The 15350-nt window shown below is 56.5% G+C and carries 12 protein-coding genes; 11 read left to right on the top strand and 1 reads right to left on the bottom strand.

Annotated features, from left to right (window positions below; all coding sequences use genetic code 11):
• Positions 1-20: 20 nt before the first annotated feature.
• The 11 genes from ACR0NE_RS02695 to ACR0NE_RS02645 all read left to right on the top strand — a co-directional run bounded on the left by ACR0NE_RS02695 (position 21) and on the right by ACR0NE_RS02645 (position 14198).
• A complete protein-coding gene (locus tag ACR0NE_RS02695) occupies positions 21-1997 on the top strand; it encodes a CocE/NonD family hydrolase (protein WP_480459508.1) in 1977 nt (658 codons plus the stop codon).
• Between the two features lie 25 nt (positions 1998-2022).
• A complete protein-coding gene (locus ACR0NE_RS02690) occupies positions 2023-3588 on the top strand; it encodes an ABC transporter substrate-binding protein (RefSeq protein ID WP_170509482.1) in 1566 nt (521 codons plus the stop codon).
• A gap of 86 nt (positions 3589-3674) precedes the next feature.
• Positions 3675-4613: an ABC transporter permease gene (locus tag ACR0NE_RS02685; protein WP_170422950.1), complete on the top strand. Its 939-nt coding sequence runs from the start codon at positions 3675-3677 to the stop codon at positions 4611-4613.
• Positions 4614-4624: 11 nt separating this feature from the next.
• Positions 4625-5482, top strand: coding sequence for an ABC transporter permease (locus ACR0NE_RS02680; RefSeq protein WP_170512064.1), 858 nt, complete (start codon positions 4625-4627; stop codon positions 5480-5482).
• Positions 5479-6459, top strand: a complete 981-nt coding sequence (locus tag ACR0NE_RS02675; protein WP_170596255.1) for an ABC transporter ATP-binding protein — start codon at positions 5479-5481, stop codon at positions 6457-6459. The genes ACR0NE_RS02680 and ACR0NE_RS02675 overlap by 4 nt, the downstream gene beginning before the upstream one ends.
• Positions 6456-7400 carry an ABC transporter ATP-binding protein gene (locus tag ACR0NE_RS02670; RefSeq protein WP_170596257.1) on the top strand — a complete coding sequence of 315 codons (945 nt, stop codon included), beginning with the start codon at positions 6456-6458 and terminating at the stop codon, positions 7398-7400. Before ACR0NE_RS02675 ends, ACR0NE_RS02670 begins: the two co-directional genes overlap by 4 nt.
• A gap of 3 nt (positions 7401-7403) precedes the next feature.
• Positions 7404-9047, top strand: a complete 1644-nt coding sequence (locus ACR0NE_RS02665; protein WP_170596259.1) for an amidohydrolase — start codon at positions 7404-7406, stop codon at positions 9045-9047.
• 1 nt (position 9048) lies between these two features.
• Positions 9049-10554: a M81 family metallopeptidase gene (locus ACR0NE_RS02660; RefSeq protein ID WP_170596262.1), complete on the top strand. Its 1506-nt coding sequence runs from the start codon at positions 9049-9051 to the stop codon at positions 10552-10554.
• A 613-nt stretch (positions 10555-11167) separates the two neighbouring features.
• Positions 11168-12253: a hypothetical protein gene (locus ACR0NE_RS02655; protein WP_170596264.1), complete on the top strand. Its 1086-nt coding sequence runs from the start codon at positions 11168-11170 to the stop codon at positions 12251-12253.
• Positions 12243-13526 (top strand): glycosyltransferase family 2 protein, encoded by a 1284-nt coding sequence (locus ACR0NE_RS02650; protein WP_480459507.1) that lies wholly within the window; start codon positions 12243-12245, stop codon positions 13524-13526. The genes ACR0NE_RS02655 and ACR0NE_RS02650 overlap by 11 nt, the downstream gene beginning before the upstream one ends.
• Before the next feature lie 12 nt (positions 13527-13538).
• Positions 13539-14198 carry a sulfotransferase gene (locus ACR0NE_RS02645; protein WP_170596266.1) on the top strand — a complete coding sequence of 220 codons (660 nt, stop codon included), beginning with the start codon at positions 13539-13541 and terminating at the stop codon, positions 14196-14198.
• A gap of 289 nt (positions 14199-14487) precedes the next feature.
• On the opposite strand, the gene nadC is transcribed toward ACR0NE_RS02645, so the two are convergent.
• Positions 14488-15339, bottom strand: a complete 852-nt coding sequence (gene nadC, locus ACR0NE_RS02640; RefSeq protein ID WP_170596268.1) for a carboxylating nicotinate-nucleotide diphosphorylase — start codon at positions 15337-15339, stop codon at positions 14488-14490.
• Positions 15340-15350: the final 11 nt, after the last annotated feature.

Genomic DNA, 15350 nt, shown 5'->3' with positions numbered 1-15350 from the left:
ACAACGGGACCTCGCTCCGAATGTCCACAAAAATCATCGAAAACACCTGGATCCCCCTGCCGGATGGTCGGAAACTGGCTGCACGAATTTGGTTGCCCGAAACCGGGCCGTCACCCGCCATTCTGGAATACCTCCCCTATCGCAAACGGGATGGAACTGCGCCGCGAGATGCAACCACTCATCCAGTATTTGCCGAGGCAGGATACGCCTGCATCCGCGTCGACATTGCCGGAACCGGTGATAGCGAGGGGCAGTTCGACGACGAGTATTCGGAACAGGAACTCCGCGATGGTGAAGCCGTTCTGAGTTGGATCGCCGCACAAAACTGGTGCGACGGAAACATTGGGATGATCGGTATCTCGTGGGGAGGATTCAATGGGCTGCAGCTGGCCTTTCGCCATCCGCCCGAGCTCAAGGCGGTGGTCAGTGTCGCCTCGACCGTGGATCGGTACGCCGATGACATACACTTCATGGGCGGCTGCCTGTTAAGCGACAATATCAACTGGGGCAGTCAGATGTTCGCCTATTTGACACGGCCCGCAGACCCCGAGCTGCGATCTGATTGGCGAGAAGACTGGCTTGCCCGACTTGAGAATGTACCATTCTCAGCAGCCGATTGGCTGCGTCATCCAACGCGCAGCGCGTTCTGGAAACATGGCTCGGTTTGCGAGGATTGGTCGGCGATTCAAGCTCCGGTTCTTGCGATAACGGGTTGGTCGGATGCATATGTCAACGCTCCGCCAGCGCTGGCAGCAAATCTGGCCGTGCCGTCAAAAGCGCTGATCGGACCGTGGGAGCACCGCTATCCGCATATCTCGAAACTAGAGGCTGGGGATTTCCACTCCGAGGTGATCGGCTGGTTTGATCGCTGGCTGAAGGGGCAGCAGAATGGCGCCGAAGACCTGCCCGCCTACCGAACCTATATGCAGGATCATTTTGGCCCGAGCAAAAAGAACAAACCCAGGCAGGGCCGCTGGATCGCCGAGACAGAATGGCCGTCGCCCAATGTCAGCGATGAAGTCTGGCATTTGGGATTGGGTGGGTTTTCCGACGTCGCCACTACGGCCGAGACAGCCGTATCGAATCCGGCCCATATCGGACAGGCTGGCGGGTATTTCTGCCCGGGCATGCGGATCGACAATGAGTTGGCCGAAGATCAAGCAGCCGATGACGCAATGTCGCTTTGTTTCGATACGGCACCGCTGGACAAGCCGCTTGAACTGCTTGGACGGGCGCGACTGAAACTGTCCTTCACCGCGGACAGACCGGTAGCCCAACTGATTGCGCGATTGTGTGATGTCGCCCCGGATGGGGTTTCTCAGCGGATCACCTATCGGGCGCTGAACCTGACGCACTACAAGAGCCACGAGACCCCTGAAGCGTTGGTTCCCGGTCAGGTCTACAGTGCGGAAATTGCACTAAATGAGTGCGCGCATCGCGTGAAACCCGGTCATATCCTGCGTCTTGCGCTGTCTACCTCTTACTGGCCAATCGTTTGGCCCGCGCCAGAAGCAGCAGAGGTGACGTTGCAACTGCAAGGTTCGGCGCTGTATTTACCGGTTCGGACGATGTCTGAGGAAGCTGATCCTGCACATCCCGGACCAGCGCAGGATTATCCGACGTTGCAAAGCACCGAGCTGCGCGCGCCGTCGGGCCGATCCGAACGGCGCATCGAAGCGGACGGAACCGTCATACTTGAGACATTCGACGACTACGGCAAAGCACAGGACCCCGGCCACGGCCTGATCGTCGGAAGCCACGTCGCCATGCGCTATGCGATCCATCCTGATGACCCAGCGACCGCGCAATTCACGGCGGGCTGGCGTTTCACGTTCGAGAGGGACGAATGGCAGGTCGAGATCAGCACCGAAAACGCGATGACCTGTGACGTCGAGAATTTCTATCTGCATCGAAAACTGCGCGCCACCGAAGGCGCGGACAAAACAGAAGTTCTGACAAAGGAATGGAACGAAACCATCCCGCGCAGGCTTCTGTAAACGATCTGACCCAAGGGAGAACATCATGAAAATCGAATGGACAAAAGCAAATGTCGGGCGCAGGGGCTTCTTGAAAGGGGCAACTGCGCTTGGGGCGGCATCCGCGCTGCCTGCAAGCTGGGCCAATCGCGCCTTCGCCGCTGATGACGGGGTGTTGCGGGTGCGCGCCTACGGTGATGCCCAGAACATGGACCCCGCACATTCCGTCGGTGTTGTCGAAGAAGAAGTGCATGCCTCGATTTACAACAAGTTGATCCAATACAAGCCCGGCGAGGAATGGGGTTGGCAGCTGGATGCGGCGGCGATGATCGAGCAGGTTGACCCGACCCATATCAAGTTCGCACTACGCGATGATATCGGTTTCACCAATGGCTTCGGTGCGATGACCGCTGAAGACGTGAAATTCAGCATGGAGCGCATCGTGGACGATGCGACCGAAAGCCCGAACAAGCCCGATTTGGGTCCGTTCAGCCATGTCGAAGTGAGCAGCGAACGCGAAGGTACCATCGTTCTCAACGAGCCGTTTGCTCCGATTTGGTCGATCGCCCTGCCTTACATAACCGGCAACATCGTCTCGAAAGCTGCGGTCGAGGCCGCAGGGGGCCGCATCGGGGCTGATCCGGTCGCTGAATCCGGCCCTTATCTGCGGGACAGCTGGTCACCCAAAGAAAAAACCGTGCTTAAGCGCAACCCGGATTGGAAGGGTGACGCACCAACATGGGACACAATCGAAATCCTGCCGATCGACGACGAAAACACCGCCGAGATCGCCTTTGAGGCGGGCGAACTAGACATGACTCGGGTTTCGCTGGGATCGGTCGAACGCTATCGGGCCGGTGTTCCGAATGGCGGATCTTTGGTCGAGAAACCCTCACTATTCTATGTCTGGTTGGGCATGAATCTGGATCACCCCAAGCTTCAGAACCCAAAACTGCGTCAGGCGATTCAACATGCAGTCGACGTACCAAGCATCCTAGAGGCGGCCTATTTTGGAGCCGCTGAACCCTCGACAGGCATCATCGCACCTGGCCTTGCGGGCCACCGCCCGCAATCTCTGGTCCCTCCGGCGGCAAACTTCGAGAAAGCGGCGCAATTGCTGGCGGAATCTGGCGAGACCAATGTGACGCTTACGCTGGACACGCTGAACAAGACCACTTTCACAACGACGGCTCAGATCATTCAGGCAACTCTGGCGCAGATCGGGATCACGGTCGAAGTCAACGTACTGGAATCCGGTGCATTCTGGGCAAGCGGAGACAACGAGAACCTGCAACTGGTTCTGAACCGCTTCTCGATGACCCCCGATCCATATTATGCGACGGCCTGGTTCACCACCGAACAGGTCGGCATCTGGAACTGGGAGCGGTTCAGCAACGCTGAATTTGACGAAATTCACAACTCGGCATTCAAGGAAGCGGATGTGGCCAAACGCGCTGAGATGTATCAGCGGGCGCAGGATCTGATGGAAGAAAGTGGTGCCTACCGCTTTATCACCCACGAGGCGACACCGGTGATTCATTCGGCGCGTGTCACCCCCGCGCTAAGACCCGACGGTCTGGCACTGCTGCGGTACTTCGGCAAGGCGACCTGACCTCCCCAAGGTCGGCTATGTCCGGCGGGGTTTGACGCCCGCCGGACAAAACAGCTCGCCACCCATCCACAAGGAGCCAGCTTTTCATGTTGAAGTTTGCAACCCGCCGCTTCGGGCTAGCGCTGCTTATCCTGTTCGTGGCGGTTACCGTCATGTTCCTGATGATCCGCGCCGTCCCCGGGGACCCGGTCCAGATCATGTTGGGGCCACGCGCAACACCTGAGCTTCAGGCCCAGCTCACCGCTGCGTTGGCGCTGGATCAACCAATCTGGAAACAGCTGGTCATATTCTATGGAAACCTGGTCCGTGGCGATCTGGGAATCGACGTATTCTCGGGCCGGTCCGTGACAGATATCGTGTTTCAGCAGCTACCCTACACTCTGGAACTGATCTTTGCGTCGATCCTGTGGTCCGCCACTTTGGGAATTGCGCTTGGGGCATATGCCGCCGCCCATCCAAACACTCTGATCGATCGCATTGCGGCGGCGATTTCGGTCAGTTTTGTTGCAGCACCCGCCTTTGTCGTAGCACTTCTGTCGCTATTGGTCTTTGCCGTGCATCTTCAGTGGTTTCCAGCCATCGGCGCGGGCGAAGGCTTCTGGGGTCGCATTGATCACCTCGTTTTGCCCGCCTTTGCCATCGGGCTAAGCTGGGTGGGCTACATCGCGCGGTTGGTGCGCGCCTCGATGTTGGAAGTCTTAGGCGAAAACCACGTTCGGACAGCACGAGCCTTCGGTATCGCAGAGCGCCGCGTGGTGATGGTTTATGCCTTGCGTATCGCCATTCTTCCGGTTGTCACGGTGATCGGCGTCGGCATGGGTTTCCTGCTGAGTTCGGCCGTATTCGCCGAAATAGTGTTCGCGCGCCCGGGTCTGGGCAAGCTGGTGATCGACAGCATAACCACCCGCAATTACCCGATTGTCATGGGCTCGGTTCTGATCTCAACCGGTTTGTTCGTCGTGTCGACCGCACTGGCGGATCTGATCAATGCGTGGCTCGACCCACGCGCTAGACAAGCGCATTGAGGAAAGCCGAAATGGAAAAATCTCGTTCTGAACTTGGTCAGATCATTGTCGGCGTCGCCCGCGACCCTCTGGGTCTGATTGGTTTGGTCATTGTCGGCACCATCGTCTTCTGTGCGATTTTCGCCTATTGGATTGTGCCCTATGATCCTGTGGCCATGGATATCAAAGCCCGGTTGCAAGGCCCGTCTGCCGAGCACCTTCTGGGTACGGACCAACTTGGCCGCGATACGTTTTCCCGCGTGATTGCCGGCGGTCAGGTTGCGTTGAAAGTCGCCTTGCCTGCCGTCTTTGGTGCTATGGCAATTGGCCTAACCTTGGGAATGATTGCGGGGTATGGGCCAAAATGGCTCGACAACCTGTTGATGTTGTTCTTTGACACCATCCGATCCTTCCCAACCGTGATGTTCGCGCTGGCCGTTGTGGCCCTGGTCGGTCCCAGTTTGCAAACGGTTGTGTTCGTGGTGATGGCGACTTCGATCCCAACCTATGGCCGTGTGGCGCGAACGCAGACCCTGACGTTGCGCAACTCCGAGTTCATTCTGGCCGAGCGGTCGATGGGGGCCAGCATGGCCCGCATCTTGGGTGTGCACATGCTACCAAATATCGTGGGGGTTTTGGCCGTCCTGGCTGCTATGGACATCCCGACGGTAATCGCGCTTGAGGCGGGGCTGTCCTTTCTCGGGCTTGGCGTGAAGCCCCCAACCCCCAGTTGGGGCGCACTTCTGAAGGACGGGTATTCCCTGATCCGACAGACACCTTGGCTGGTGGTGGGCGGCGGTCTGCCGATCATTCTGGCAACCCTGGGCTTTACGTTTTTAGGGGAATCCCTGCGCGACGTGGTTGATCCCAAACTGAGGAAACAGCGATGACCGAAACTCTTCTGGAAATCGAGAACCTCAGCGTCGATTATGAAACGGCACGCGGAGATCTCAAGGCATTGCGGGATATCACCTTTGACATCCGCAAAGGTGAAATCGTGGGTATTGTCGGTGAGTCTGGTTGCGGAAAATCAACCTTGATCTCGTCGATCCTGCGGCTGACCGCACCGAACACGCGGTTCCGGCAAGGCGAAATACGCTTTAAGGGGCAGGATCTGTTGCAAGTGCCTGAACGCAGGATGCGTGATCTGCGCGGGGCCGATATCTCGATCATCTTTCAGGACCCGATGCAGACCCACAATCCGGTTCTGACCATTGGCCAGCAGATGGTCGATATTCAGCACCGGTCCAAGGCTAGTAAGCAGGAAAAACTGGCCAATGCGGCAAAGATGCTGGGGGCTGTCGGTATCCCGGACCCAGAGGCGCGGTTAAAGCAGTTCCCGCATGAGTTCTCGGGCGGGATGCGGCAGCGGATCGCGATCGCCATGGCGTTGATGTCAGAAACCGACCTGCTGATCGCGGATGAGCCGACCACCGCGCTGGACGCCACGCTTGAGGTGCAGATCATCGAACGCCTGAAAGAGCTGCAGCGCGAATTCCATTGCGCCATACTATTTATCTCACACCATCTGGGTGTGATCGCGGAACTGTGCGACCGAGTGGTTGTGATGTACGCAGGCGCCGTGGTCGAAAGCGGCGAGGTGCGCGAGATTTTTCACAATCCCAAGCACCCTTACACACGCCGTCTGATTGATTGCGATCCCGGCCATATCAAGGAACGCGCGCGGGTTCTGCCAACTATTCCGGGCGAAGTGCCCGATCTGGCCAACCTGCCCGGCGGCTGTATTTTCCGCGACCGCTGCGATCAGGCGATGCCACGCTGCGCAACGGTCGTTCCGCCGTTGGATCGTCTGAAAGAAGGGCATCACGCCGCCTGCTGGCTGAACCATGAGGAGGCCGTGACATGAGCCTGCTGAATGTCCAAGACCTGCAAACCAGCTATGGCCCGGTCAACGTGCTGGCGGGCGTCAGCTTTGAGGTCGAAGCTGGCGAAACCTATGCGCTTGTCGGCGAAAGCGGTTCGGGCAAGACAACTGTCATTCGTGCGATTGCGGGCCTGGCCCCGGCGCAGGCCGGTTCGGTCGTGTTTGACACGCAAGAGATACGAGGCGCGCCGGAACGGGTAATGCGTCCGCTGCGCAAGGACATGGCGATGATGTTTCAGGACCCTGTGGGCAGCTTGTCACCACGCCTGACAATTCGAAGCCTGATCACGGAACCCTATCGCATTCAGGGCATGAAAGATCGCGATCTGGATGCCGAAGCCAAGCGTCTGCTGGAAATGGTGAACCTGCCGGTGCATTTCGCGGACCGCTACCCCTATCAATTGTCCGGTGGCCAGGCACGACGGGTTGGTGTTGCCCGCGCTTTGGCGCTGGAGCCGAAACTGATCCTGGCGGATGAACCAACGGCAGGGCTGGATGTTTCGGTACAGGGTGAGCTGCTGAACCTGCTCAACGACCTGCGGGAACGCCTGGGCCTGGCGATGGTGATCATCACCCACAACCTGAACGTGGTGCGCCACGTGGCAGACCGCATGGGCATTATGTATCTGGGTCGACTGGTCGAGGAAGGCACGACAGAGGCGATCTTCGACGATCCGCGCCACCCCTATACCCGCTGCCTGCTAAGCGCCAACCCCGAGCCGGACCCCGATGCGCGCCTTGAACGGATCGCGCTCAAAGGTGAGCCGCCCAGCCTCTTGCAACGCCCGTCGGGCTGTGAGTTCCGCGAAAGATGCCCGTTTGCCAAAGACATCTGCACACAGACACCGCAATGGGAGATTGCGGCGGGCCACGGGCTGCGCTGTCTCGCACCCTTGTCGGGTGCGCCTGCTCCGGGTCACTAAAGGATGAGGGAAACACTCTATTTCGGCGGTCCCATCCTGACGATGGACGCCGACAATTCCCGACCCGAGGCGGTGTTGGTGCGGGACGATGTCATCATTGCGGTGGGGGACGAAGCAACGCTGCGGCGGCAGATGTCATCCGATGCGGGTGCTTGTGATCTGGCTGGCCAGACCCTGATACCGGCCTTCTTCGACTCGCACGGCCACTTCCCCGATCCCGGCTTCATCCAGCTGTTTCGGGTTGATCTTGCATCACCTCCGCGCGGCGTGTGTATGGATATGGCGCAAGCTTTGGAAAAGCTGCGCTGCCGGGCCGAAGAGACGCCCGAGGGCGATTGGGTGATGGGCGTTTTGTTCGACAACACCGCCATTTCAGAAGGCCGCATGCCTACCCGGGCCGAACTGGATGATGTCTCAACGGCGCATCCAATCTGGGTTCTGCATGCTTCGGGTCACAACGGCGCGGCCAATTCGATGGCGCTGAAGCTGCATGGCGTCAATCGCGACACCCCGAACCCGGCCGGAGGGCGTTATGGCCGCGACCCCGATACCGGCGCCCTGACGGGGCTGGTCGAAGGGCTGTCGGCCATGGGCGAAATGGGCGACACTGATTTTCTGATCGGCCGGGACAGGTTCTGGCAAGGGTTCAACGCCTGCCGTGATGAGTATTTGTCCCACGGAGTAACTTATGCACAGAACGCTTGGGCATCGCAGGTTATGCTCGACCACTTTGCCAGCCTTCCTGCCGATCAGGATCCCGGCATTGATTTGGAATTGTTGCCAATTGCCGATCTGGAACCGGCTCTGAGCCAGGGCTGGATCGACGATAACTGGCCCGGCAACCCACATTTTACGCTGGGTGCGCGCAAGCTGTTTACCGATGGTGCGTTCCAGTTACAGACTGCCTATCTGTCTGCGCCCTACCACAAGTCGCTGGACCCCGATCACCCCTGTGGCATGATCTATGCCACGCAGGTCGACATGGATTCCGAGGTTCTCCGCCTACACGCTATGGGGTTTCAGATTCACTGCCATTGCAACGGGGATGCCGGGGCCGAGATGTTCATCGATGCGGTGGACAAGGCCTTGTTAGCGCATCCGCGAGACGATCACCGCCATACAATCATCCACGGCCAGGTTCTGCGCGACGATCAACTGGACCGCATGGCGCGGCTTGGAATAACTGTCAGCTTCTTTTCAGCACACGTGCATTTCTGGGGGGACCGACATTACGATACCTTCCTCGGCCCGGAGCGCGCTGAACGGATTTCGCCAGCCGCAACTGCGGAACGATACGGTGTACGCTATACGATCCACAATGACGCGTCGGTTACGCCAACGCGGCCAATCCATCTGGCGCATTGCGCGGTGAATCGACTGACTGCATCCGGCCGGCAACTGGGTGAAAAGGAAAGGGTCAGCGTACTGTCTGCGCTCCGGGCACAAACTATCGATGCGGCGTGGCAAGTGTTTAAAGAAGATGAGCGCGGTTCGATTGAGCCCGGAAAACTGGCAGATTTCGCCATCCTTTCTCGCAATCCCCTAGATGATCCTGAACGGCTGCTCGACACATCGATTGTTGCAACCATCCGGCGAGGACAGATTGTGTTTGGCGCCACCAAATCCAGAAAAGAACTGGAATTTTAGAATGATAGCCAAACGCATTGCCATTGCCGGATTTCAACACGAAACCAACTGCTTCGGAGCGACCAAAGCGGGTCTGCCCGAGTTCGAGATGGCAGATTCCTGGCCCGAAATGTTGCATGGCGCGCGTGTCATCGCAGACACCAAAGGCATGAACCTACCCATCGCCGGGTTTTCTTCCGCCGCGAACCAGGCAGGTTTCGAGCTTTTCCCAATCCTGTGGTGTGCGGCGGAACCTAGCGCTCATGTCACGGATCACGCGTTCGAGAAAATATGTACTATGATCTTGGATGGCCTTCGCGGCGCGGGACCGCTGGACGGAGTGTATCTTGACCTGCACGGTGCCATGGTGACTGAAAGCCTTGCTGATGGTGAGGGAGAACTGTTGCGCCGAGTACGTGATCTGGTAGGGCAGGACGTTCCGGTCGTGGCGAGCCTGGACCTGCATGCCAATATCTCTGACCAGATGATCTCGCAGGCGGATTATCTGGCAATTTTCCGCACGTACCCGCACCTCGATATGGGCGAAACCGGTGCGCGATGCGTACCGGTTCTGCAAAGGCTACTGGCCGGAGAGAAACTGCACAAAGCCTTCCGGCAGGTGCCCTATCTGATCCCATTACATGCGCAATACACCTGGGCTGCACCGTTTGATGAGATTTATCAGTTGCCCACCCGGTTCGAACAGGCCCATGTCTATGCAGAAATCGCACTGGGTTTTACAGCGGCAGATTATCCCGATACTGGTCCGTCCTGCGTTGCCTACGCGACCAGTGCCGCGCAAGCGACCGCCGCAGTAGATCAAATAGTCGACCTTTTTCTGGCCCGCGAACCTGATGTGGACTGCTCTATGTTGTCGTTGGACGAAGCCGTTCTGGCCTGTCGTTCGCATCGCGACAAACCGCTCGTGTTAGCGGATGTACAGGACAACGCAGGCGCAGGCGGCACATCCGATACCACCGGACTTCTGGCCGCTTTGATCGAGGGGGAAGCGCAGGAGGTTTTGATGGGTCTCTTCCACGACGCCGAAAGCGCAGAGAAAGCGCATCGTGCAGGCCAAGGCGCAAAACTGAACCTGGCCATCGGCGGAAAATCAGGTCTGCCCGGGCACCACCCCGTTGAGGCAAAGTTCGAAGTTCTGGCCATCGGAGATGGCATCTGCCGATACTCAGGTGAGATGTACGGAGGCGGCATCGCGACGCTTGGCAAAACGGCCGCTCTGAGGATGATAGAGGCTGGCGCGAAGATAGACTTGGTCGTCACCAGTGTGCGCAACCAATGCCTCGACCGCGCTCATTTCACCCATATCGGCCTGAATCCCACATCCTATTCAGTGATCTGTGTCAAAAGCACCACACATTTCCGGGCGGATTTCCAGCCCATCGCAAGCGACGTGAAAGCCGTTGCCGCTCCAGGCACCTTTCTCTGCGATCTGGACCAGATCCCCTACTACAACATCGCAGGCAAACGCCGCATCGAAACACGTGGACCCAAAACCAGAACCCATTGATTTCCCACCCGCATCGCAGCTCGCAATCGACATAGCAGGCGCAGAAACTGCATTGAGATCCCGCTTGTAAACTAAGAGATTGGAAACTTCTCGCTTCACGTTTTGACAATGCCGCCTCATCTTTCGCTTCAAATTGATAGAAGATAGGGCTTAAACCGCTTCTGTTCGGCAGAAACCCAAACCCATTACGACCAAGCTTTGATAGAGCAACCCTGCGGCAAATCCCGACCCAGCAAACGGACCTTGCTAGCGCGATTCACGGTTCGAAATCGAGCGGTGAATATGTCTGACTTATATTGGTTGGCTGGCGCAAATATAGCGCGTCTTGAGCCCTTATTCCCCAAATCACACGCCAGTCATCTACGCGAGACCCGCGGAGTTACAGACCCAGATTGTGATGATCTGCTAAAACCCGCTTTTTATCGGAATAGTGAACGAAACCGCAACGCTGGGAAATACCATCACACCGGATACCTCTGCTCAAACAATCTGGTCTGAGATCCGGCCTGTTCGGCGTTGGATGTAGACGGCAAGTGTAGCTATCGATAGACAACTTCCACAGGGTCAAACCGAAAACGAGTGCCCGAGGCAACCCAGGCAACAGGAAGAAACTATGAAGCGCTGTGCAATTGTACAATTTGAACCGCGCCATGAAGAAGTCATCCCCAGCTTGGTGGCCGCCTGTAATGCCAACGGGTACCGACCACGAATCTTTCTGCATCGCCGGATCTTAAAGCTGCGCGGAGATATCATGGCCTTGGTCCCGGGATTGGAATTTGATGTTGAGTATGTGCCTTTAAGCACGCCGGATTACCGGGCTGCGGATGCACCAAAACATATCAAGTCTACTATGGCTGCAATTGAAGCGGCCGAACATGACTTCGTCCTCATGGCCTCTTTGAGTCGTCCAAAAGCGGCAAGCTGGGCGCATGGAGTGAAGAAGCCATTGATCATGGTCCTGCATAATCTGGATCAGTTCAGCCAGATGGCACCCCTGCGCGAGACGCTTCAGATGCCAAATGCGCGCTACATCAGCCTGAGTGCACATGTCACGGCTGAATGGATCAGCCGGGTGGGCAAAGCCCATATGGACAGGATCGCGACGTTGGAGCCGTTTTATTGGATCGATGATCCGGAACCAAAGTTGGGCCAGCCGCGTCAGGTCGTGATCCCCGGCAACGTTAACATGCGGACACGTGATTACCCTGGCCTGCTGGAACTTCTTGGCAATCGACCGGACGCCTTTCAGAATCTGCATTTCATCCTGCCGTCAGGAGGCGGAGATCGCGCCAAGGTTGAAAGTGAGATCCAGGACCGAAAGCTTGACGCGCGTTTTACGTGCGTGCCTTTGGACAACAGCGGGCAGGTCGGGCATGCCGCGTATTTTGACGCACTGGCGGGCGCTCAGGTGATACATCCGCTCATGCCATTTGACTATGAACAATATCAACGGATCAAGATCACATCTGCCCTGTCCTCTTCGGGTGGATTCTGTGTGCCGATCGTCATGGACCGCTGGTCAGAGGCCTGTTACCGACCACCAATGCTGATTGCTGACAATGGGTTAGAGGCAAGCCTGACCCGCATTTCAGAGGCGAGTGATGCAGAACTCAGCGATCTGCAGGCAGCGCTGAAGTCTTACCGCCGATCTGCACTTTCAAACGGAGCTGTAGGGCTAAGACGGCTAATTGAACAATAAGTGCATCTATTCGGTTCACTCTCAGCCTTTTAGATCCACCTACCACCGAGTTGGAAATCACCCAAGTTGGCAACATGATGCCACGCCGTACTTTTTTCGTTCCTACGCGAAATTCGCAGTTCAGAACATCTGCAAAACCGTTATTCTCAATGAGCACCACATGACATGCGGTCTGGCGGATGACCAGACTGAAGCGTCGGATCAAAGGAATAGAATGACACGAAAGCTAGCGATCCTGACGGTCAAAGATGAAGGCGCGCTCCTGTTGGAATGGCTCGCCCATCATCAGATGGTTGGTTTCACTGATTTTCTGATCTTCTCGAATGATTGCGCGGATGGCACCGATCTGATGTTGCACCGACTCGAAGAGATGGGGCAAATCACTCATGTCAGCCATGAAGCCAAGCCCGATAAGAGCGTACAGTGGCAGGCTATGAAACAAGCCGCCAAACATCCTCTATTGAAAGAAGCAGACTGGATACTGGCGCTCGATATTGATGAGTTTGTAAATATCCATATTGGCGACGGCTCATTAAACGCGCTCATCCATAGCCTCCCCGAGGCGGATGCGATCACGCTCACCTGGCGGCTATTCGGAAATGCAGGGATCGTTTATTTTGAAGATGCGCCGGTGACCCAACAGTTCACTTCGTGCGCCCCCAAACCCATCCTTTGGCCGTGGCGCGCCTCGATGTTCAAAACGCTTTATCGCAACAACGGGATTTACCGTAAACCAGGCATTCATCGGCCAATTTCGCCTGATCAGACCCGCGTGGATGAGGCGCGCTGGTATGATGGATCAGGCCGTTTGCTTGGTGGCGATCATCGCCGCCAGCGGGTATTTTCCAACTATACCCAAGATACGACCATGAGGGTTCAGCTTAACCATTATGCTTTGGGCGCGATGGACTCCTTTCTGCTCAAACGTGCGCGTGGACGTGGGGTGCATTTTAAAGAGAAAATCGGCATGGATTATTGGGTCGATTACAACTTTAACAGCGATCAGGACGTCTCTATTTCCCGCTACCAATCGGCACGGGCTGCTCGGGTTACCGAGCTAAAATCAGATGCCACACTGAAGAAGCTACATGACAAGGCCTGCGAATGGCGGCACAAGCGATTTAAGGAACTTTTGGAGTCAGAACCTGAACGCGCGTTTTTTGCTCGCCTGATGATGGCTGGCCAAACCACACCTCTGACGGAGCATACGGCCCGTCAGCTTATTTCAGTTGCCATGCGCGCGAACCAGAAAGCCGCCGCAGAGTCCGAGTAGGAGCCTTCCTTCGTGCCGCAATCATCAAAAACCCATCCTGAATATCTGTCTACTCGTGCAGGCCGTACGCGGCGGATATTTCAGGTCGGTTTCAACAAGTGCGGCACAAGGTCGATTTCCGCCTTTCTAGATAACAACGGCATTCCGACGGTTCACTTCAAGCGTGGCAATCTGGCCCGCGCGCTCGCTAACAATCTTAAGTATGGTTATGCGCCGCTCAATGGCATTGACCGTTGGGTCGGCTACACCGACATGCAGATGGTGAGCGGCTCGCGCGTGATTGAAGGTTGCCGTTATTTTCGTCAACTCGCGGCATATTATCCCAATTCCTATTTCATATTGAACACTCGAGACAAAGACAGGTGGATCGCAAGTCGCCGAAACCATGGCAATGGGTTTTATGCCGAGCGTTATCGTAAGGGTATGAATTTCGAGTCGGTTGATCAGGTAATTGATCATTGGTCAGAAGAATGGGATCGGCATCATCAGGAGGTGCCCGAATTTTTTAAGGACCAACCGGATAAATTATTGATATATAATATAGAAACAGACAGCCCTGACCAGATGTCCAAGTTCCTTGCGCCTGATTTTGAGACTGATCCGACTTTCTTCGGCCATGAGGGTAAAACGTCCGGAGGCAATGACGCCGACGAAGCGGTTTCTCCGAATTGAGATGTCATGGCCTGCTTATTTGAGCAGCATAAGAAATCGAGTGTGGGCGAGAACGAAAGGTTCGGTCGCCAACTCTCTGACGAATGAATGCGACTTAAAACTTGCCCAGCTTAGCTGGCTAACGGAGTGACAAGACTGAACAGGCAGGCTGCGCCGCCGCGCACCTTTTGATTGCCTTGATTCCTATGGTGCGCGCGATGCTCTTGCCGTTGGCAATCTTTTGGAAAGGCCGTTGATTTCGACAATTTGGGCAATGAGCGTCGTAACTGTTGGTTTACTCTTGGCGCTGTTAGAGCACAAAATCCAGACCAATATCGAGGCAGTGTGCACTATGGGTGATCCAGCCCATAGAAATCAAATCAACACCGGTGTTCGCCACAGCCCGCACATTATCTGGGGTTATCCCGCCTGAAGCTTCGGCAATGGCTTGACCATCAATCATGCGTATAGCTTCGTTTAAGGTTTTTGGATCCATGTTATCCAGAAGCACCGCATCAACACCGATTTTCAGTACTTCGGCCAACTGCTCCAGCGTGTCGACCTCGATCTCGATCTTGACCATATGACCGACTGTCTCTTTGGCCCGCGTCAAGGCCGGGCGGACACCCCCGGCTATGGCGATGTGGTTGTCCTTGATCAGCACCGCGTCACTTAGGGAGTAGCGATGGTTCATGCCGCCGCCTGATCGCACAGCGTATTTCTCTAACGCCCGCAAACCGGGCGTTGTTTTTCGGGTACAGACGATGGCAGCACGCGTGCCTTCGACGCGGCGAACCATATCGGCAGTCACACTTGCAATACCCGATAGATGACCCAAGAAGTTGAGCGCCGTACGTTCAGCAATCAGCAGACTGCGCGACGGCCCTTTGAAAGTGGCGATCACTGTGCCGGGCGCGACTGTCCCACCATCCTCGACATGGCGGATTACTTTGATCGACGGATCTATCAGCTCACAAGCCAATTCAGCACAATCCAGACCGGAAATACATCCGGATTGACGCGCGCAAGCCACAACTTCGGAAACATGATCCGAAGGAATAACAGCCGAAGAGGTGACATCTCCGGCGAGGCCCAAATCTTCATCAAGTGCGCGGCGGATCACCGGCTCCAGCATCGTTCGGGGCAACGGGGCTAGGGGCATGATAGTCATTT

Source organism: Ruegeria sp. C9 (assembly GCF_056537585.1).
This window is presented reverse-complemented; position numbering and strand designations above follow the sequence as displayed.

Bases quoted from the DNA above. Each gene is read 5' to 3' on its own strand.
- ACR0NE_RS02695 (WP_480459508.1), top strand. From the start codon at position 21: ATGTCCACAAAAATCATCGAAAACACCTGGATCCCCCTGCCGGATGGT.
- ACR0NE_RS02690 (WP_170509482.1), top strand. From the start codon at position 2,023: ATGAAAATCGAATGGACAAAAGCAAATGTCGGGCGCAGGGGCTTCTTG.
- ACR0NE_RS02685 (WP_170422950.1), top strand. From the start codon at position 3,675: ATGTTGAAGTTTGCAACCCGCCGCTTCGGGCTAGCGCTGCTTATCCTG.
- ACR0NE_RS02680 (WP_170512064.1), top strand. From the start codon at position 4,625: ATGGAAAAATCTCGTTCTGAACTTGGTCAGATCATTGTCGGCGTCGCC.
- ACR0NE_RS02675 (WP_170596255.1), top strand. From the start codon at position 5,479: ATGACCGAAACTCTTCTGGAAATCGAGAACCTCAGCGTCGATTATGAA.
- ACR0NE_RS02670 (WP_170596257.1), top strand. From the start codon at position 6,456: ATGAGCCTGCTGAATGTCCAAGACCTGCAAACCAGCTATGGCCCGGTC.
- ACR0NE_RS02665 (WP_170596259.1), top strand. From the start codon at position 7,404: ATGAGGGAAACACTCTATTTCGGCGGTCCCATCCTGACGATGGACGCC.
- ACR0NE_RS02660 (WP_170596262.1), top strand. From the start codon at position 9,049: ATGATAGCCAAACGCATTGCCATTGCCGGATTTCAACACGAAACCAAC.
- ACR0NE_RS02655 (WP_170596264.1), top strand. From the start codon at position 11,168: ATGAAGCGCTGTGCAATTGTACAATTTGAACCGCGCCATGAAGAAGTC.
- nadC (WP_170596268.1), bottom strand. From the start codon at position 15,339: ATGCCCCTAGCCCCGTTGCCCCGAACGATGCTGGAGCCGGTGATCCGC.